We start from the raw sequence: 17,980 nt of genomic DNA, 5'->3' as shown, positions 1-17,980 counted from the left end.
TTCGCGCCCCCGCCCCGGGGTGGGGCCCCCCCCACCCTCCACCCTGGCTCTTCTCCCGCCGGGCTGGGGGGCACACGGCTGGGGCCCCCTCCTGAATCAGGAGGGGCCCACAGCGGGTGTCCTCTGGGGAACACGGCTCACACCAGTTCGGGTTGCGGTTCCGATCGCTGGTTCGGCAGCCGTGCCGGTGCGGCCGTCGGGTCCCACAGCCTGGTGGTCCGTACGTAGCCGTGGATCACCGAGGCCATCGCCAGCATGACAAGGGGGCCGAACACCCACGGGTGTTTGGCCATCTCCATCGGCAGATAGCGATAGGCCAGCAAGAGCGCGACGAAGACCGTCGCGCCGTGAGCGACCAACTGGATTCCCGACCGGTCCCAGCCGCGTTCCTGCGAGCGCAGACCTGCCTCGATGGTGAGCGTGAACACGACTCCGGCAACGATATCCGCGCCGTAGTGGTAGCCGAAGCCCAGCGTTGCGCCGAGCGTGGCGATCAGCCAGAACGTGCCGGCGAATTGCAGAACGCGGGGTCCCTTGCGGGAATGAATGAAGATCGCCGTTGCCCACGCGGTGTGCAGGCTGGGCATGCAGTTGCGCGGGGTGATCTCGTCGAATGACATGTGGAGCGGGGCGTGGATCGGCGGGGGTGTATTCGGCCAGAGGTCGGCCGCCGCCCACTGCCCGCCGTCGGCGCCGTAGGCGAAGATCGGTCCGACGACCGGGAAGAGCATGTAGATGCCCGGCCCGAGGAGGCCTATGACGAGAAAAGTGCGCACCAGATGGTGGCGCGGGAAGCGGCGCTCGACTCCCACATGACGCAGCTGATACAGCGTGACGATGACCGCGAACACCGCAAGCTGTATGTAGACGTAGTCGAGAACGTGGGCCCCGACCGGGCCGGTCGCCTTGACCATGCGGCCTACCAGCCAGGATGGGTTGCCCAGCGCGTGATCGGCGGTCGCCACGTACTGGTCGAGCACCGCCGGGCGCGTCTTCGACGTGATGAGCAGCCAGGTGTCGCCGGTCTTCCGGCCGGCCACGAGGAGCAGGGCCAGTCCGACGCCCTTCAGCAGCAGGACGCGTTCCTGGCCGGTGCGGCGCGTGAGGGCGATGACAGCACAGCCCAATATGACCCACAACGCGCCGTTGCCGAACATCATTTTGGCGTCGACGGCCCACCGCACCAGGAAGAACGCGAGGTCGATGCCGACCGCGACACCAGCCGCGATGAACCGTTGGCGCCGGGTGAGCACCACCGTCATCAGCGCCATGCTGGCGTAGAGAAGGGGACCCGATTTGGGTGCGAATATCACCTCTTTCACCTGGTTGGTGATCGGTCCCGGCAGGCCGTAGTGCCGCGCGGCGATCTCCAACGTGATGAGGAATCCGAGGGCTGTCACGCTCACCGCGGCCCACAGGATCGCCCGTGGCCGGCGCCACGTGGCGAACGATATTCTGCTGTTTGTTCGCGAAAACACCCGCGATGCTATAGGTATCAAGTGTTTGGCCGATTTGTTAGTTGTTAGTCAATAGGTCACTCTTCGTGCCGGATAGCTTGGATTTCCGGTGAACGAAAGGCGATCTGAGAGCATCGCCGTGAGGTCGATCATGTTAGCGGAGCGCTGCGGGCGGGTTTCGCTGGTCACGGCTGGTGTGAGTTCGGTCGGTCCCGCACTGGCCGGTTTTCGTCTCGGTGACGGCCGAGAACTCTCTGTGTCAGAGCACGTCGAAGGCATCCTGGGGTATCCGGTGGCCTTGACGCGTGTACGCAATCCCGTGAACCGGCGGCGTGGGAGGGAATGTTGGCAACACGCCAACACGCCAACACGCCAACACGCCAACACACCAAGACGCCCAATGTGGCGATCAGCTCGCCCTCGGCGACAGATCCGGGGCAACGGTCACGTCGATCGGGTTGTCGGCACCACCTTGGCCCTCGCCGCGAAGCCCGGGTGTCCGGCCGCGGCGCCCGGGTCTCGGGTTCAGGCGGGCAGGTCGCGGCGAGATGAGATCCCGCAGGCCGGCCTGCGCGCGCCGCGCCCGCTCCGCGTGCGCCTGGCCGGTGGGGCCCGCACGCTGAAGGCATGGCCACTGATCAGCCCGTCGTCGTCTACCCGCCCGCCGCGGACGGCGGTCGCAGAGTCCGCGTCGCCGCCAGGTTCGTCGGCATGGCCTACACCCTCGTCGACATAGCCGAGTTCCTCGGCCGGGCAGGCGTGGACGAGGTCGAGGCATCCGACGTCAGGGGCGCGGACTGGATCGAATGGCGCGGCGGCGGCCCCGGCCTATGGGACCACTGACAGCGCCGCTTCCGGTATGGCACCAGCGTGTCCGTATCGCCTGCGGGGGACCGGCCACTCATGGCGACTTCACGTCATCATCCGCTCACCATGTGGTTCCGCCGGGTTGCGTGCCCGGCAGGAGCCGACGCTTCGGACTTCGGGTGGCCGTGAGTGCGGTCCAGCCCTCGATGCCCCACTTCGTGGCGTGATAGGGGGAGTTGCCCGCCGGGGAGGCGGCGCCGAAGGTGGCGCGCGTGGAGGTCTGGGCTCTCGGGTGCTTCTTCAGCGCTCGCCGCCGCCGCGCGCAGTGGCGGCGGCGAGCGGCCGAAGGCGTCGGGTCAGAGCCGGTCGAGAGCGTCGGGTCAGAGCCGGATGAGGGCGTCGGGTCAGAGTCGGATGAGGACCTTCAGGGCCTCGCGGTCGTTCATCGCCCGGTAGCCGTCGGCGACGTCGTCCAGGGAGACGGTGCGGTCGAAGACGCGACCGGGCCGGATCGAGCCGTCGAGGATGTACGGCATCAGTTCCTCGATGTAGGCGCGGGCCGGGGCGACGCCGCCGGTGAGGGTGATGTTGCGCATGAAGTCACCGAAGCCGAAGGGCACGTCGGTGAACTGCGGAGCCCCGACCCGGCTGATCGTTCCGCCGTTGCGCACCACGGCGAAGCTCTGCACGAGCGCGTCCTCGAGGCCCACGCATTCCAGGACCCTGCGGGTGCCCTCGCCGCCGGTCAGCTCGCGGACCTTGGCGATGCCCTCCTCACCCCGCTCGGCGACCACGTCCGTGGCGCCGAAGTCACGGCCCAGGTCGGTGCGCACCTGGTGGCGGCCCATGAGGATGATCTGTTCGGCGCCCAGCAGCTTGGCGGAGATCACCGCGGCCAGCCCCACGGCGCCGTCCCCGACGACGGCGACGGTGTCGCCGCGCCGGACTCCGGCGGTGCGGGCGGCGTGGTAGCCGGTGCACAGGACGTCGGACAGGGTCAGCAGGTCGGGCAGCAGCTCCGAGTCCGCACCGACCGGCAGCTTCACCAGGGTGCCGTCCGCGTAAGGGACACGCGCGGCTTGTCCCTGGCCGCCGTCGACACCGTTCACGCCCCACGGCCCGCCGTTCACGCATGAGGTCTGCAGGCCCTCGCGGCAGTACTCGCAGGTGTTGTCGGCGTAGACGAAGGGGGCCACGACCACGTCACCGGGCTTCAGTCCGGAGACCTCGGAGCCGGTCTCCTCCACGACGCCGAGGAACTCGTGGCCCATGTGGCGGGGGTGGTCGGTGGGCGGCAGCGACTTGTAGGGCCACAGATCGCTGCCGCAGACGCAGGACAGCACGATCCGCACGACCGCGTCGGTCGGGTTCTGGACCTTGGGGTCGACGACGTCCTCGACGCGTACGTCGTCGGCCGCGTACAACAGGGTGGCGCGCATGAGCGCAGCTCCTCGAAAGTGGGGGTGATGGAGCGAGGGGTCGCCCGGCGGCGGCGTCGCGGGTTCCCGGTGGCGGCGCGGATGCCCGGCAGGGGTATCAGCGCGGCTCGAGGCAGAGGGTTGAGGTGCGGGCCCGGTCGGTCAGGACGTGCTCGACGATGCTCGTGTAGTGCCCGTACTTGTCGCGGTAGGCGGTGTCCACGGCCGCGTATTCGCCGGGATCCGCCGTGCGGAAGGTGACGTCCTGCCGTACGCCGCCTGCGTCGACGCGGCCCTGGTGACGGGACCGCGTTCCGCGGTACCAGGGGCCATCGGTGCCTTTGACCGAACGGACGTAGACATGGCCGTCGGCGCGGACCACCCACATCGTCACGGGATCACGCAGTGTGCCGTCGGCGCGCTCGGACCGCAGGTCCAGTTCCTCGGCCGTACCGATCTTCTCCAGATCCCTGTCGTTCCACCGCGTCATCGTCGTCTCCTTCCACGTCGTGAGGCCGGCCACCGGACGGTCAGGCGCTCCAGCCGCGGGGGTGGCGCCCCCCGGTCCACCGTCGCCCGAGTCCGCCGGCGCCGCCAACGGGAGCAACGGCGTGATCAAGGAGGGTGCGGTGCGCGGCGGGGGTGCCGGTGGCGCCCGTCCGGCTGATGCGGGGGCCGCCGTCCGCGGCGCTCACACACCGACGACAGGAGATCACCGTTCCCTGCCGTCTCCGGGCTGCACAACCCAGTCTGTGGCCTCACGCCCGAGTCAGGCAGACCGAGATCTGCCAGGGAACGGCCGACGGGGGAGTGGCAGGGCCCCCTTCCCGACAGGCCCCCTTCCCGACGGGACCTCCTTCCCGGCGCGTACGAGTGGCGCCGGAGCGGCACTGGTGTCAGGTCGGCTGGTCCGCCGAGCGGCGGCAACGGCGATATCCCGGAATGAAGAGCGATGACGGCGTCGGGCCGCCGGCCCGATGACCTGGCGCTCGGGCACCTGCCGGTGGAGCACGCCGAGGAATGGACCGGGATCGTTCCGAGAGGGCGTCAAACCTGCCGTACCGTCACCCCTGCCGCGGACAAGGCCTCGACCTGGTCGTCCGGGGCGTGCTCGTCGGTGACGACGGAGTGCAGGGCGGAGGCGGGCGTGACGAACGCCAGGGCGGTGTGGGAGAACTTCGAGCCCTCCGTGACGGCGATGACGCGGCGGGCGGCGGCGATCGCGGCGCGTTTGACGGCGGCATCGTCCAGGTCGTAGGCGGTCAGGCCGTTCACCGCGTCGAGGCCGCAGCAGCCGATGAGAGCGGTGTCGAAGCGGAGCGCGGCCAGCGATGCCAGTGTCAGAGGCCCGGTCAACGCCAGTTCCCCTTGCCGTGGCCGACCGCCCGGCACCAGCAGTGTCAGCTGTGGCGCATCGGTGAGCGCGTTGGCCGCGTGCAACGACAGCGGCATCACCGTCAGTCGGCGGCCCTTCAGGGCGCGGGCGACCTCGAGGCAGGTGGTGCCGCTGTCGATGACGACGGACTCGCCGTCCGCGATGAGTCGCGCGGCCTCGGCGGCGATGCGCCGCTTGGTCTCCAGCCCGTCATGGACCCGCATCGCGAACGGCGGCTCGTCGCCGCGCAGCAGCAGGCTCCGTGCACCGCCGCGGTAGCGTTCGAGCACGCCTTGCGCGGCCAGAGCCTCCAGGTCGCGGCGGATGGTCATCTCCGACGCCCCGGTCAGCTCGGCCAGTTCGGTGACGCCCAGGCGGCCTGCCTGCCGCACGGCCTCGGTGATCTGCCTCAGTCGGTCAATGCCAGCCATGTCGCACATTGAACATGAATGATGTTCGAAAGACAATCTTTCGAAAGCAGGATTTGTTCGTTACGTTTGAAGGGTGGAAAGACACCTGCGGGCCGCTCGGCTGGCCACCTTCGCCTACTTCGTTCTGAACGGCTTCCTCATGGGGATGTGGATCGTCCACATCCCCAGCCTCGAGCAGCGCGTCGGGATCGGCCATGCGACCCTCGGCTGGCTCCTGCTGCTGCTCGGTGCGGGCGCCTTCGCGGGCATGCAGGCCGTCGGGCCGCTGACCGACCGCTTCGGGGCCCGCACGGTCGTGCCGCTCAGCGCGGCGCTGTGCAGTGCCACTGTCGCCCTGCCCGGCATGGCCGGGAACGTCTGGACCCTCGGTGTAGCGCTGCTGGCCCTGGGTGTCGGCAACGGTTGCCTGGACGTGAGCATGAACGCCCACGCCGTCCAGGTGGAGCGCGCCTACGCGCGCCCCGTCATGTCCGCCTTCCACGCGACCTTCTCCATAGGCGGCGTCCTTGCCGCTCTGGTCGGGGCCCGCACGCTCAGCTGGGGATGGAGCCCCGCGTCCACCCTGCTCTCCGTCGCGGCCCTGGGCCTCGCCGCTTCCGTCCTCGCGGCCCCGGCACTGCTCAGGTCCGAGGGCGCGCACGCTCCGGAGCCCGGTGCCGGTTCCCCGAAGGCCGGACGCAGGACGCCCCGGCACATCTGGATGCTGGCGGTGCTGGCACTGATGATCATGCTGTGCGAGGGCGTGGCCAACGACTGGAGCACACTCCACCTGCGCCGGGTCCTGGACGCGCCTCCGGCGACCGCCGCCCTCGCCTACGGGGCCTTCGCCACCGCGATGACCGTCGGCCGGCTGCTCGCCGACCGACTCGCCGAACGCTTCGGCCCCATCGCCATCCTGCGGTACGGGGCGTCCACCGCGGCTCTCGGCCTCGCCGTCGCCGCGCTGTCCGGCTGGGTCCCGCTGGTACTGATCGGCTGGGCCGTGTTCGGAGCCGGGCTGTCCGGCTGTGTCCCGCAGCTCTTCAGCGCCGCCGGACACGCGGACCAGGACGCCGCGGGCGTCAACGTCTCCCGGGTCGCGGGCCTCGGCTATCTCGGTATGCTCGCCGGCCCCGCCGTCATCGGGCCGCTGACCCACTTCGTCCCCCTCAACATCACCTTCCTCCTCCCCGTGGCCTTCTGCGTTGTCGCGGCCTGCGCGGCCGGAATCCTGCAGCCTCAGGCTCAGCCTTCCGTGCGGGTGGAGGCGGAGACGGTCTGAGGGGCGACGCATCCTCGGAGGACCTCGGTCAGGTGCCCTGGCGTCAGCGCCGGAGGGGCGCACCGGGGCTGCTCCTGCCCCCCCGTTGTTTCAACTCGGGATACCTCCGCGGCGGCTATGGCAGATTCTGTGCAGCGTGATCCGAGTGCCGTCACCCGTCATCTGACTTATGGCTACGCTCGCGGTAGGGGTGTCAGCGCGCGGTGCAGCCGGGGGTCGGCAGCGGCCGGCCGCCGCGACAACCACTTGCCTCCGCCGAGCCATTGCCCGCCGATCAGCAGGGCCAGCTCGGAGGCACGCTGCAGCATGTGCGCGACCAAGTGCACCTGCTCGGCCGGTTGATCACGCGTCTGGCCCGGGAGTGAGGTGTGTGTCGGTTCAGGTGCTGGTCATCGGCTGGTGAGCTGGTGGGCCCAGGCCAGCGAGGTGGAGAACACCTCCTCCACCTGGTCTTCGGCCAGGCCGTGCCAGACGTGGTCGGCCCCTGGCACCAGCCGCAGTTCGACCGGCGTGCCCACCTCCGAGAGCCGCTCGGCCAGGCGCCGGGAGTGCTCAGGGCTGACCAGGGAGTCGTCCTCTCCGTGCACCAGGAGAAAGGGCGGTGCTTCGGGGTGGACCTGGAGGAGCGGGCTGGCCTGGATGGCGCGTTCGGGAACGGTGGCCGGCGTGGCACCGAGGAGCAGCGCCTCCGGACTGTGGGGATCGTCCGCGTCCGAGGTGAGGTCGGTCGGCGCGTACCAGGCGACGGCGCCGATGATGCCCGGCACGTCGTCCGCCAGAGCCAGCAGTGCCGCGAGGTGTCCTCCGGCCGACTCGCCCCACACCACGGTGCGGTCGGTGTCGACGCCGAGTTCGTGGGAACGCGTGGAGAGCCAGGCGAGAGCGCTGCGCAGGTCTTCCAGCTGAGCGGGGAACGCGGCTTCTCCGCTCAGCCGGTAGTCGACCGACGCGACGGCGAAACCGGAGGCGGCGAGGCGGGCGAACGGCCCCGGGCGCCAGGTGCGCATGCGGTGACCCATGTCCCCGCGCCTTCCGGTGCGCCAGGCGCCGCCATGGACGAGCAGGAGCACCGGGTGCGGTCCGGCGCCGTCCGGGAGCCACAGATCGAGTTCGAGTGGGCGGGCTCCGGGCAACTCCGCGTAGGGGACACCGCGGTGCAGTCGGACGCCGTTGCCGACGGGTGCCGCGGGCGGGAGCGGTGCGAGGTCGGGGTGCGGTGCTCTGATCAGGGAGCGCAGGTCCATCGGCGCCGTCATCAGAACCGCCATTGGTGGTCGGGCAGGAACTGGACGTCGTACTGGCGTGGGACGGTGCCGAATTTCTGCGGCTCGGGTACGTAGGGCTCCTGGGGGAGCCCGTGCGACTCCGTCGGGGTTCCCAGCGTCTCGAAGAAGCGCTCGAAGGTGCCTGAGGGGCCGGAGGCGACGCCGACGATGCGACTTCCGTGGCGTTCGATGCGATAGGCGTGGGGGCAGTTCTTGGGGACGAAGCCGAAGTCGCCGCTGGTGAGCAGCTTCTCGTGCTGCGTCCCGTTGGTCTCCTCGACGTAGAGCCGTACCGCGCCGTCCGTCACGAAGAAGACCTCATAGGTGTCGGGATGCATGTGGGCCGGGATGATGTCGCCCTTGGGGCCTTCGCAGGTGAAGAAGTTGAAGGTGTTCTCGGTCTGCTCGCCGCCCGCGTACACGGTGAACAGGTCGGTGAAGAGGTGGGCCCGGTCGCCCATGTCCTTCTCGATGAAGTAGGGCTTTCCCGGTTCGGAAGGGATGTGAGAGGCGCGCCGGTAGCGGGTGGCGTACTCGAAGGTCATGAGATCTCCTCGGAGCTGGGCGCGGAGCTGCGCGTCACATGTCAGGTTGCCTGACATGAACGTAAGGTAGCCTGACATGACACTTTCGGGCGGCGCAAGGTCCGTGCCTGGTTCTGCGGGGGAGGCGAGGAGCGCATGGGTAGCGGAGATCGCAATCTGCCGCAGTTGCTGGGCGCGGCACGTCGGTGGTTCGACGACGGGCTGCTCGGGGCCCTGGAAGCCGAGCGGGTGGACCCGGTCACCACGACCCAGCTGCACCTGTTCACCGTTCTCGACGAGCAGGGAACGACGGTGGCCGCGCTGGCCCGGCGCATGGGGGTGGCCCGGCAGACGGCGCACCAGGCGGTGCACAGCCTGATCGCCGTCGGTCTGCTGGAACAGGCGCCGGACCCCGACTCGGCGCGACAGCGGCTGATCCGTCGGACGGCCAAGGGGCGAAGTGTCCACGAGCGGGCGGAAGGCATCATCGAGCAACTGGAGCGCACGCTCGCCGCACGTATCGGCGCGGACGGAGTCACGGCCCTGAGGGCGATCCTCGAACAGCCCTGGGGCCAGCCGCCGACGGGTCGGCACACGCAGACCTGACCGCCGGCCGCCAGGGCCCGCGGCCGGCCGCACCGCGGTAACGCGCCACACCTGCCGCCCGGTTCGAGCGGCGACAGTCCGAGCGCGCGTCCGGACCGCTCACCGGACCCCGGCGCGCGGTGCCGAACCGGCGGTCAGGCGGAGTGAGCCGTCGGGATGACGGGGAGGAGTGCCCGGTCCGGCAGAGCCTGCGGAACGCGTTCCAGGACACCGCCCGCGAAGACGTCGTACAGCGGCAGGGACTCCAGGTGTACGTAACCGATGTGGCAGTCGCACACGGTCAGGGGGCATGGGCGCGGGGCCAGCGCAGCCCGGTAGGAACCGTCGTAGAGGCGGCCCAGTTCGCCGCGCACGAAGTGGCAGCGGCGCACGGTTCCGTCGCCGTCCACCGAGACGACGGACTCGCCGGTACGGCAGGGCAGTCCCGCCGATCTGTGCGGGTGGCGGCTGAAGGGGAAGAGCGGGTCGAGCGCTGTCCACTCCGAGGCCTGCTCGTCCGTATAGGTGTGCCCTTCGGCGGCGTTCACCCACAAGTACACGTGCTCCGGGAGTTCCGCGCGCAGTCTGCGCGCGGGCTCCCTGTGTTCGGGCAGGCCGACGACGCCGACACTGAAGCGGACGCCCAGGGAGGCGAGTTCCCGGGTCTTGGCGACGAACCGCTCGTGCGGTGTCTGCCCGGGGTGGTACGTGCACCACAGCGCCACCGTGTCCCGGTCGGCTTGCTCCAGCCAGTCGGTACGGCAGCTGAGATTCGTCTGGATGGCGACGCGCCGGACGTGCGGCTGGTGCGACAGCTCCACGAGGGCGCGCCGGTACCAGGAGCGGACCAGCCCCTCGCCCCACGGGGTGAAGAGCACCGAGAGCCGGTCCTCGCGCTGCTCGCCCGCCCACGCGGTGAACCGTTCCAGTGCCGCGCGGTCGGCCCGCAGTTGTGCGGTGGTGTCGCGGCGCTTGGCGAACGGGCAGTACGGACAGTCGTAGTCGCAGGACGCGAGCGGCCCGCGGTAGAGGATCGTCAGGTCCACGGACGCCTCACTTCATCTCGTAGGCGGCCATCGCGTCCCGGACGGCCGGGGAAAAGAACTCGGGTCCGATCGCGTCCGAGTGGGCGAGCCCTTCGGCGGAGAGGCGCAGCCGCTCGTCCCCGGTGTGCGCGAGCCATCCCCGTGCGGCGAGTGTGTCCAGCTCGGACGGGAAGTCGTCGTGCGGATCGGACCCGAAGCGCAGGCGGTAGTCCGCGACGGGCAGGCCCTCGGACTGGAGGAGGGACTGAAGCAGATGCCGGCGCCGTGCCTCGTCCTCGTCGACACGGCGGCCGTGCAGCGCGCGCGAGAAGTCCTCGGTGGCGGTGTAGTCGTCGATGATGCCGCGGATCTCGCGCATCGACACGGCGTAGTCGAAGGAGTAGTGCAGCGTCGAGGTGTACGACCGGGCGCCGCAGCCGAGGCCGATCATGCCGTCGGTCTGGCAGGCGTAGTCGTCCGGCCCCTGCGGCGGGGCGTCCGCGCGCCGGAACATGCGCATCGACACCTGCTCGTAGCCGTGCGACAGCAGGTGGTCGCGGCCCTCCCGGTACCGCCGCAGACGCTGCTCGTCCCATTCCCGGTCGGCCGCCTGCGGGTCGGTGTGCCGGCCGAGGCCGGTGAGGGGGCGGACGTAGAGCGGGTAGAGGTAGATCTCCTCGGGGCGCCAGGCCAGGGCCGCGTCCAGAGAGAGACGCCAACTGGCCGCGGTCTGACCGTCGATGCCGTAGATCAGGTCGATGTTGAGGACGGGCACGGCCGCCTCACGGATCCGCCCGAGCGCCGCCTCGACGTCGGAGCGGCGCTGCGGTCGTACGGCGGCACGGGACTCCTCCTCGACGAAGGTCTGCACCCCGAGGCTGAGGCGGGTGGTGCCCCGCGCGACCAGCACGGCCAGCCGGTCGGCCGTGGCCGTGGAGGGCGACGCCTCGACGGACAGCGGGATCGCGCGGAGATCGGCCCCCATCTCCCGCTCGGCGATGTCGCACAGCCGCTCCAGCTCGGCGGCCTCCAGGAACGTCGGTGTGCCACCCCCGAACGCGGCGTTGGCGAAACGCGGGGTCTCCTCGTCGCCGAGGGCCTCGCGCACCGCGGCGGCCTGGCGCCGCACCGCCTCCAGGTAGCGTCCCGTCAGATCGCCGGGCGCGCCGATCCGGGTGAACAGGTTGCAGAAGCCGCAGCGGACCTCGCAGAACGGGATGTGCACATACAGCGAGAGCGACCGCCGGGACTCGCCCGCCCACAGGTCCCGGAGCGCGGGGCGTGGCGCGAGGGGCCGGTAGGCGGTCTTGTGCGGATAGGCGTAGGTGTAGCTCTGGTACGGGCGTGGCACGACGGTCGGGGCGGCCGCGGGGGCGAGGATCATGCGGTCGGCTCCAGGAAGAAGTGGCTGTAGGGCACGGTCCACACGGAGTCGTGACCGAGGCGGTGGCCGGTGTAGCCGTCGTCTCCGTAGGCCGTGCCGTGGTCGGAGCAGACGATCGCGAAGCAGCGGCGCCGCGAGCTCATCGCACGGAACAGCCGTCCGACATGACGGTCGATGTACTCCAGGGCCGCCGCGTGGCTGGCCAGGCTGTCGCCCGCCTCCCGGGTGGCACCGGGAAGGTGGAACCAGTTCGGCTGGTGCAGAGCGGAGGCGTTCAGGAACAGGAACAACCGCTGCTCCGCGGGAAGTCCGGCCACGGTCTTCTCCGCCCGCGCGACCTGGGCCTCGAACGAGGTCGGGGAAGCCACCGAGAACTCCGGCTCCCAGTGGCTCTCCTGGAAGTACCCGGGCAGTACGTCGCCCAGCGCGCCCTGCTTGCTGAAGAAGCCGACCCCGCCGATGCACACGGTGCGGTAGCCGTGGGCGGCGAGAGAGGACACCAGGTCCGGGGTGTCGAAGACGAAGGTGCGGTCGGCGGTCGTCTCGCTGCCCGCGAACCGTGCCGCGAACAACCGCGGATGCGGGCCCGGCGTCGCCGGGGTGGGGAGGAAGCCCGCGAACATCGCCTGGTGCGAGGCGTAGGTGAAGTTCCCCGGCGCGTGCCGCCGCTCCCAGGTGCCGCCGGGCAGATGCGCGGTCAGGTTGGGCAGGCGGCCGGCGGCGGCGAGTTCGACGGCCACGTCGTAGCGCAGGGTGTCGAGGGTGAGCAGGAGCAGGTCGTCCCGGCCCACCACTTCGTTCATGTCCGGCGTCCCGGACGGCCCGGGGGCGGCAGGCGTCACGTCGGACGGGCGGTCTGGTTCAGGCTGGGGCATGTGCTGTCCTCGGAGAGGTGTCGAGCGGGAGTACGGGGCGTACGGGGAAACGGTCGGGGGAGAGGGAGCGGAACGCGGCGATCTGCGCCGCGTAGGTGTCCAGGCCCTCGGCGCCGCTGCCCGGCAGGCCGGTCAGGCGGGGAAGCAGATCACCGAAGGCGTTGACCTCCCCGACGGCGAACCGACGCCAGCCGACCGCGGGCAGCAGATCGACGCCCACGCACAGCGTGCCGGGGAAGCAGGCGGCGGCCCGCTCGCTGATGGCGAGGGCATCCGCCCACCGGTCACCGGCCAGCGCGCGCACGGCCGCGAGTTCACCGCGTGCCCCGCCCAGGTGCAGATTGGTCAGGGGAGAGCGGCTCGTACGGACCACGGCGTGGGTCGCTCGCCCGGCCACGACCACGATACGCAGGTCCGCCGACCTGTTGCCGAGCGAGGCCTTCGGCAGCCAGCGCTCGATGTGCAGGCCGTCCGGCGCGAGCGTGTCCACGATCGCGGCGATCTCCGCCTCGTCCGTGTAGCGGCGGATCCGCAGGGAGTTGTGGAGACTGCCGTCCGTCGTGCGTTCCACCGAGGTGGTGGCCCGGATCCGGCCCTCCGCGGTCGTCTCGACGGCCAGCACACCCGACGCGGAAGAGCCGTGCGCGAGCTTGACGAAGACCCGCCGCATCTCGGCCTCGCGCATGAGGTCCCGGACGCCGCTCCAGTCGTCCACCGCCCGCACGGCACCCGAGGTGGGGGACGGGGGCACCGGCACGCCCGCGGCGTCGAGGCGTGCGTGGCACAGCCGCTTGTCGAAGAGCACGGCCAGATCCACCGGGTCGTCGAGCCGCCTGCCCCCACGCAGAGAACCCACGCAGTCCAGGAAACTCCCGTACCAGCGCGCGGACCCCTCCACCCGGGTCGGCACCTCGGCGCCGCGCAGCAGACGGTCCACCTCGGCGTTCTCCCCGGGGGAGTCCAGCCGGACCACCTCGTCGTCGGCGAAGGCGTGCCCGCCGTCCCGCAGGACGTCCCGCCACTCGACGACACGGGGTGTGCCGCAGCCCGCCTTCTCGGCCGCCGTGGTGAACAGGTTCACCCGGCGGTTCTCCCCGTTGGCGACGACAGCCCACCTGACCGGCGCGCCCCGCGGCCGCGTCTCGCCCATTTCGCTCCCTCGTCCCCCGATCCGGCGCCGGTCGGCGCTACTCACCCACCGCGACGAAACGCCAGACCGTCCCGTCCTCCTCCTCGTCGGACTCCGCGTCGTCCTGGTCGACGTCGACCAGCACACCGGCCGGCTCCAGCGTCTCCAGCAGACGCGTCCGCAGTGCCGCGCTCAGGTAGTTGTGGTGCAGGTCGAGCTTCTTGAGGTGCGTCAGCGGCTGCCCCGACAGCAGGGCCGTCGCGCCGTCGTCGGTGAGCACGCCCATGGACAGGTCCAGGTCCTCGAGGCGGGCCACGACCGGGGCCGAGGCCAGCGCCCTGCAGATGTCGTCCTGGATCTCGCTGTTCCGCAGGCCGAGCCGACTCAGGCCGGGCAGCCGGGTGCCCGCGAAGAACGGCTCCAGGTCGGCGACATCGGCGTCACCCCCGTACTCGGAGGTGCCGAGCCACAGGTCGAGTGCCACCAGCGCGGGCAGGTCGCTGCCGGCGATGCCACGCACGGCTTCGACGGGCATACCGCCGGTCTCGACGGTCAGACTGCGCAGCCGCTCGTGCCGCACGGCGGGGAAGACCAGCTGGCTGCCACCCCGGACGCCGAACTCCTCCAGGGCGGGGAAGGCCTCCAGAAGGGGCGACACATCACCCTGGACGATCCAGGAGACCTCGCACTCCTCCATCACGATGTCGGCGAGGAACAGCCCGCGCAGCGCGGGCAGCCGGTCACGCGCGGCCACCAGGGCCTCGATCACCGCGTCGGGACCGTTGTCGTAGACCTCGCTCCACGCACCGACGATCAGCGCCCGCACCTGCTGGGTGTCCACGGCCGCCAGGAAGCGTGCGAAGGCGTCCTCCCACTGCTCCTTGCTGTCGTAGGCGTCCACGGAGATGCGCCAGGCCACGGTCTCGGGCGCGGGAAGCGACGCGGCCCGGGAGGACTTGCCGTCGCCTTCGGGGAAGTCGAAGGCCGGCAGGCCGTGGAACTCCTCGAGATGCCTGTTGATCGTCATGCGCGCCCGCTCCTTCGTACCGGTACCGGTGGATCGACGTTCGTGGTGGCGAATCCGGAGCGCGCGAACCGCACCCGGGTACACGAGTTCTACCAAGTCCCACTGACATCACGGCGAACAGGGGTGGGCACCTGGGGACGGCAAGAGGGGGAGGCGCCGTCGGGTGAAGACTCCGAGTGCCACCGGCCGGGTGACGACGCACGGCAGCGGGCGTACGAGCCCGGTCGTCGAGGGGACGGCCGCCCGGCTCCGCGTCCGATTGTCAGTGGTCGCCCCTACGGTCCTTGCCATGGCACATCCCGTGCCGCGCGGGGAGGGAGACCCATGTTCCGCCAAGGAGACGTGCTGATCGTGCCGTTGGACGAGAAGGCGGTGCCGGACCACGCCCGCGACGCGGCGTCCGAGCCGCGTGACGGACGCGGACGACTCGTGCTGGCCCTCGGTGAAGTCACCGGGCACGCCCATGCCGTGGTCGGTCCGGGACGGCTGATCCGGGAGGCCGGAGTGTTCGGCCCGATGCTGCTGCACGTTCCCGACGGCGCGCGGGTCGTGCACGAGGAGCACGGGGCGATCTCGCTGCACAAAGGCTGGTACCGCGTGATCCGCCAGCGGGAGTACGTGCCGGGCTCGGTGCGGATCGTCGCCGACTGACGGATCCGTGCCGACCGACGGGTCCGTCGGTCGGTCCCGCTCCGGATGCGGAGCGGTTCGCGGAAGCGCGTGGACAGCACGCCCGCCGGCAGGACCGGGTGGCATCGCAGCCCGGTGACGCCCGGGCACAGAGGACTTCGGAGAGGAACGGCGTGAAGGAACAGGGCAGTTGGCGTGTCACCGCGACGCGGACCGGAGCGGGTGACCGGGCGGCGGCCGAGGAGGGTGTCCGGCTCGCCTACCGGCAGGCCGGGCTGGAGGCGCCATCGCGCATCGTCTGGGCGCGCTCGCCCCACGAGGCCGCGCGCATCCTGATGGGCACATCACCCGCGGACGGCCCGGGACTCGGGGACACCGGCCCCAGTGTCCGGAGCGCCGTCGTCGGCAGGCCCTGGGCGGCGGAACGCGAACGCGCGCACGAACGGCTCGGGCCGGACGGGTGGAGCGGCCACTGGCGCGCCACGGGAGCGGCCCTGTGGGAGTCGACCCGCATGCTCGCCGACCGAGTGCGGTCGGGGCTCGTCGAGGCCCTCGCCACCGACCGGCACGAGGAGAGCCGGGTCCGGCTGCTGCTCCTGGACGCGACCCTGGGCCAGCACGACGCGGCGTGGCTGTGCGCGTTCGACCCCGACGAGGAGAGCCCCCTGGCGGGAATCGCCGCGGTCGCGCGCGAGGCCGGCTGGTGGTGGCCCTACGAGAAGGTCGCTGTCATCAGCGAACGGCCGCTGAGCCTGCACCGCGACGAGGCAGGACGCCTGGACCGGGGAGACGGCCCGGCACTGCGCTACGCGGACGGCTTCGAGCTCTACGCGTGGCGCGGGATGCCGGTCCCGCGCACCTTCCTCGCGGAACTCACCGCGCTGACGCCCGAGCGGATCCGCGACGAGGAGAACGCCGAACTGCGCCGCGTGATGCTGGAGTTCTACGGCTACGACCGGTACCTGGAGGAGTCGGGGGCGGTTCCCGTCCACCGCGACGAGACGGGCGTGCTGTGGCGGGTCGAACTGGTCGGCGACGAGGACGTGGTGATGGTGGAGGTCGTCAACTCCACACCGGAGCCCGACGGCACGAGCCGCACCTACTGGCTGCGCGTCCCGCCGACGACCCGTACGGCCCGCGAGGGCGTGGCGTGGACGTTCGGCCTCGCCGCCGAGACGTACGAGCCGTCTCAGCAGACGTGAGGAGGGCTGTCGGCGTCCGGGGACGCTGGTGCGAAGGGGGTTCCGTGAATTCCCGGGACATCGCCCGGGGACCCGGACCGGTGCGCCCGTCGGCGGGACGCGCGGCCAGTACCCGCGGCCCAAGTGGCTCAGGGCGAGCGGCAGTCCGGTCAGTGGACACCAGCACCTGTGGCACGGTCAGGCGGGCTGCCACAACTCGACCCGATTGCCTTCGGGGTCGGTGACCCAGCCGAATCGACCGACACCCTCCATGTCCTGCGTCTCCTCGGCCACGTCCGCACCCTTGGCCCGCAACTGCGCGAGCATCGCTTCCAGGTCGCGGACCCGGAAGTTGAGCATGGCCTGCTGGGCGCGGGACCCGAAGTAGTCCGTCCCGGACTCGAACGTCGCGAACACCGTCGGACCGGATTCCTGACGCCACAGACCGTTCTCGTCGGCGTCCAGGCCCAGGCAGTCGCGATACCAAGCGCTCAGGGCCGCCGGGTCGGCGGCCCGCATGAAGTACCCACCGATTCCAAGCACACGTTCCATGCCGCCATCTTGGCAGGACGGAGATCGGGCGTGGTGGCACCACACCATCGCCCGCTCTCGTGACGCCGGTCAGCGGCCACGGCTCAGAGCCGCCGGCCCCAGGCCATCAGCATGCCGGGTCCGAGTTCGGCGAGCTCGGGTGAGGCCAGGTAGGCGAGTGCGTCGTCGATGACGGCGGAGTCCACTCGGCCGGTCTCCTCCAGCGCGGGCCGCATCCGGTTCCACGTCTCGGACCAGAAACGGGCCAGGGGCCCGCCCGCGACCAGCGGTGGACAGAAGAGCTCCCCGGCGACGTCCTGGAGGCCCTCCTCGCGCAGGAAGTGCGGATACGCGGGGACGGAGGACGTGTCGGTGCCGATCGTCGACCGCAGCGCCTGCCACATGGCATCCATGGTCCGCCGGTAGGCCGACGAGGTGTCCAGGACATTCGGCACCTCCACGGCATCACCCAGCACCAGCCAGCCACCCGGCTTCAGCCAGTGCGTGAGGCGCGAGACGAGCCGACGGCGTTCGGGCAGGTGCATGAGCACGAACCTGGCGTGAATGAGGTCGAAGCTGCCCAGGTCCAGGCTCTCGTCACCGAGATCCGCCGCGACCACCCGTACCCGCGGACCCGAGAGGGTGTGGAGGCCGCTGGTGTCCCGGTCCAGCGCGACGACCTCCGCGGCGCCCGCTTCCTCCAGCAGCCAGCGAACGACAGTCCCGGTCCCGGCACCCACCTCCAGGCAGCGACTGCCCGGCCCGGCGCCCAGAGCGCGCAGCCGACGTGTGGTGACGGGGTCGTAGACGAGCGCCGCCGCGTCGATGCGTCCGGCTTCCTCGGGGTGCTCCGGCTCGAACAGGTCCTGGCCGTAATGGCCGCCGGAGCCTGGAGTGGCGGTCATGACCCGCCCTCGGGCCTCGGTCTTCCCGCGCCTCGCCCGCCTGTCCGTGCCATGAGGACTCCTCAGCATTGATCACCGGCTCAAGCCAGCGTGACAGCTTCCGGGCCCGACCGCAGAGCGGCGTCGCTCGTCCCGTCGGCTCCTTGTACGACGAGCGGGCGGGTGGGCGG

The 17,980-nt window shown here is 71.0% G+C and carries 18 protein-coding genes; 5 read left to right on the top strand and 13 right to left on the bottom strand.

Translation table 11 applies throughout. The annotated features are described in order from the left end of the window. Positions 1-137 precede the first annotated feature (137 nt). On the bottom strand, positions 138-1,478 hold the full coding sequence (locus ACFWBT_RS32910) for a phosphatase PAP2 family protein (RefSeq protein WP_385706636.1): 1,341 nt from the start codon (positions 1,476-1,478) through the stop codon (positions 138-140). A gap of 606 nt (positions 1,479-2,084) precedes the next feature. Between ACFWBT_RS32910 and ACFWBT_RS32905 the strand changes: the two genes are divergently transcribed. Continuing rightward, entirely contained in the window at positions 2,085-2,300 is a 216-nt protein-coding gene (locus ACFWBT_RS32905; RefSeq protein ID WP_385706635.1) for a hypothetical protein, read from the top strand. 368 nt (positions 2,301-2,668) lie between these two features. Here ACFWBT_RS32905 and ACFWBT_RS32900 read toward each other — a convergent pair whose 3' ends face one another. From ACFWBT_RS32900 to ACFWBT_RS32890, 3 genes are all read right to left on the bottom strand, one after another. After that, on the bottom strand, positions 2,669-3,703 hold the full coding sequence (locus tag ACFWBT_RS32900; RefSeq protein WP_385706634.1) for a zinc-binding dehydrogenase: 1,035 nt from the start codon (positions 3,701-3,703) through the stop codon (positions 2,669-2,671). Between the two features lie 97 nt (positions 3,704-3,800). Next, complete coding sequence (locus ACFWBT_RS32895; RefSeq protein WP_385706633.1) at positions 3,801-4,172, bottom strand: DUF2255 family protein; 372 nt, start codon at positions 4,170-4,172, stop codon at positions 3,801-3,803. A 557-nt stretch (positions 4,173-4,729) separates the two neighbouring features. Next, entirely contained in the window at positions 4,730-5,488 is a 759-nt protein-coding gene (locus tag ACFWBT_RS32890; RefSeq protein ID WP_385706632.1) for a DeoR/GlpR family DNA-binding transcription regulator, read from the bottom strand. A gap of 73 nt (positions 5,489-5,561) precedes the next feature. Between ACFWBT_RS32890 and ACFWBT_RS32885 the strand changes: the two genes are divergently transcribed. Further along, positions 5,562-6,749 (top strand): MFS transporter, encoded by a 1,188-nt coding sequence (locus tag ACFWBT_RS32885; RefSeq protein WP_385706631.1) that lies wholly within the window; start codon positions 5,562-5,564, stop codon positions 6,747-6,749. Positions 6,750-7,138: 389 nt separating this feature from the next. Here ACFWBT_RS32885 and ACFWBT_RS32880 read toward each other — a convergent pair whose 3' ends face one another. Together ACFWBT_RS32880 and ACFWBT_RS32875 are read right to left on the bottom strand one after the other, a co-directional pair. Continuing rightward, a complete protein-coding gene (locus ACFWBT_RS32880) occupies positions 7,139-8,005 on the bottom strand; it encodes an alpha/beta hydrolase fold domain-containing protein (RefSeq protein WP_385706630.1) in 867 nt (288 codons plus the stop codon). Beyond that, the gene (locus ACFWBT_RS32875) at positions 8,005-8,559 is read right to left on the bottom strand and encodes a quercetin 2,3-dioxygenase (RefSeq protein WP_385706629.1); all 555 of its coding nucleotides are present in this window, start codon (positions 8,557-8,559) and stop codon (positions 8,005-8,007) included. Before ACFWBT_RS32875 ends, ACFWBT_RS32880 begins: the two co-directional genes overlap by 1 nt. A gap of 135 nt (positions 8,560-8,694) precedes the next feature. On the opposite strand from ACFWBT_RS32875, the gene ACFWBT_RS32870 reads away from it, so the two are divergent. After that, on the top strand, positions 8,695-9,144 hold the full coding sequence (locus ACFWBT_RS32870) for a MarR family winged helix-turn-helix transcriptional regulator (RefSeq protein ID WP_385706628.1): 450 nt from the start codon (positions 8,695-8,697) through the stop codon (positions 9,142-9,144). A 134-nt stretch (positions 9,145-9,278) separates the two neighbouring features. On the opposite strand, the gene ACFWBT_RS32865 is transcribed toward ACFWBT_RS32870, so the two are convergent. The 5 genes from ACFWBT_RS32865 to ACFWBT_RS32845 are packed head-to-tail and all read right to left on the bottom strand — an operon-like array spanning position 9,279 to position 14,563. After that, positions 9,279-10,169 (bottom strand): STM4011 family radical SAM protein, encoded by an 891-nt coding sequence (locus tag ACFWBT_RS32865; protein ID WP_385706627.1) that lies wholly within the window; start codon positions 10,167-10,169, stop codon positions 9,279-9,281. A 7-nt stretch (positions 10,170-10,176) separates the two neighbouring features. Beyond that, positions 10,177-11,532, bottom strand: coding sequence for an STM4012 family radical SAM protein (locus tag ACFWBT_RS32860; protein WP_385706626.1), 1,356 nt, complete (start codon positions 11,530-11,532; stop codon positions 10,177-10,179). Further along, entirely contained in the window at positions 11,529-12,335 is an 807-nt protein-coding gene (locus ACFWBT_RS32855; RefSeq protein WP_385706625.1) for an STM4013/SEN3800 family hydrolase, read from the bottom strand. The genes ACFWBT_RS32860 and ACFWBT_RS32855 overlap by 4 nt, the downstream gene beginning before the upstream one ends. Before the next feature lie 58 nt (positions 12,336-12,393). Continuing rightward, entirely contained in the window at positions 12,394-13,557 is a 1,164-nt protein-coding gene (locus ACFWBT_RS32850) for an STM4014 family protein (protein ID WP_385706624.1), read from the bottom strand. Positions 13,558-13,594: 37 nt separating this feature from the next. Continuing rightward, positions 13,595-14,563 carry an STM4015 family protein gene (locus ACFWBT_RS32845; protein ID WP_385706623.1) on the bottom strand — a complete coding sequence of 323 codons (969 nt, stop codon included), beginning with the start codon at positions 14,561-14,563 and terminating at the stop codon, positions 13,595-13,597. 324 nt (positions 14,564-14,887) lie between these two features. Here ACFWBT_RS32845 and ACFWBT_RS32840 point away from each other — a divergent pair, with 324 nt between their 5' ends. Continuing rightward, positions 14,888-15,214, top strand: coding sequence for a hypothetical protein (locus ACFWBT_RS32840; RefSeq protein WP_351121238.1), 327 nt, complete (start codon positions 14,888-14,890; stop codon positions 15,212-15,214). 152 nt (positions 15,215-15,366) lie between these two features. After that, positions 15,367-16,395 (top strand): DUF6745 domain-containing protein, encoded by a 1,029-nt coding sequence (locus tag ACFWBT_RS32835; protein WP_385706622.1) that lies wholly within the window; start codon positions 15,367-15,369, stop codon positions 16,393-16,395. 177 nt (positions 16,396-16,572) lie between these two features. On the opposite strand, the gene ACFWBT_RS32830 is transcribed toward ACFWBT_RS32835, so the two are convergent. Next, complete coding sequence (locus ACFWBT_RS32830) at positions 16,573-16,926, bottom strand: VOC family protein (RefSeq protein ID WP_385706621.1); 354 nt, start codon at positions 16,924-16,926, stop codon at positions 16,573-16,575. A gap of 83 nt (positions 16,927-17,009) precedes the next feature. Beyond that, on the bottom strand, positions 17,010-17,810 hold the full coding sequence (locus ACFWBT_RS32825; RefSeq protein WP_385706620.1) for a class I SAM-dependent methyltransferase: 801 nt from the start codon (positions 17,808-17,810) through the stop codon (positions 17,010-17,012). Between the last annotated feature and the right edge of the window lie 170 nt (positions 17,811-17,980).

The sequence above is a fragment of the Streptomyces sp. NPDC060027 genome, assembly GCF_042737005.1.
Lineage (GTDB): Bacteria > Actinomycetota > Actinomycetes > Streptomycetales > Streptomycetaceae > Streptomyces.
The sequence above is the reverse complement of the archived record's forward strand: the minus strand, read 5'-3'. Positions and strand labels throughout refer to the sequence as shown.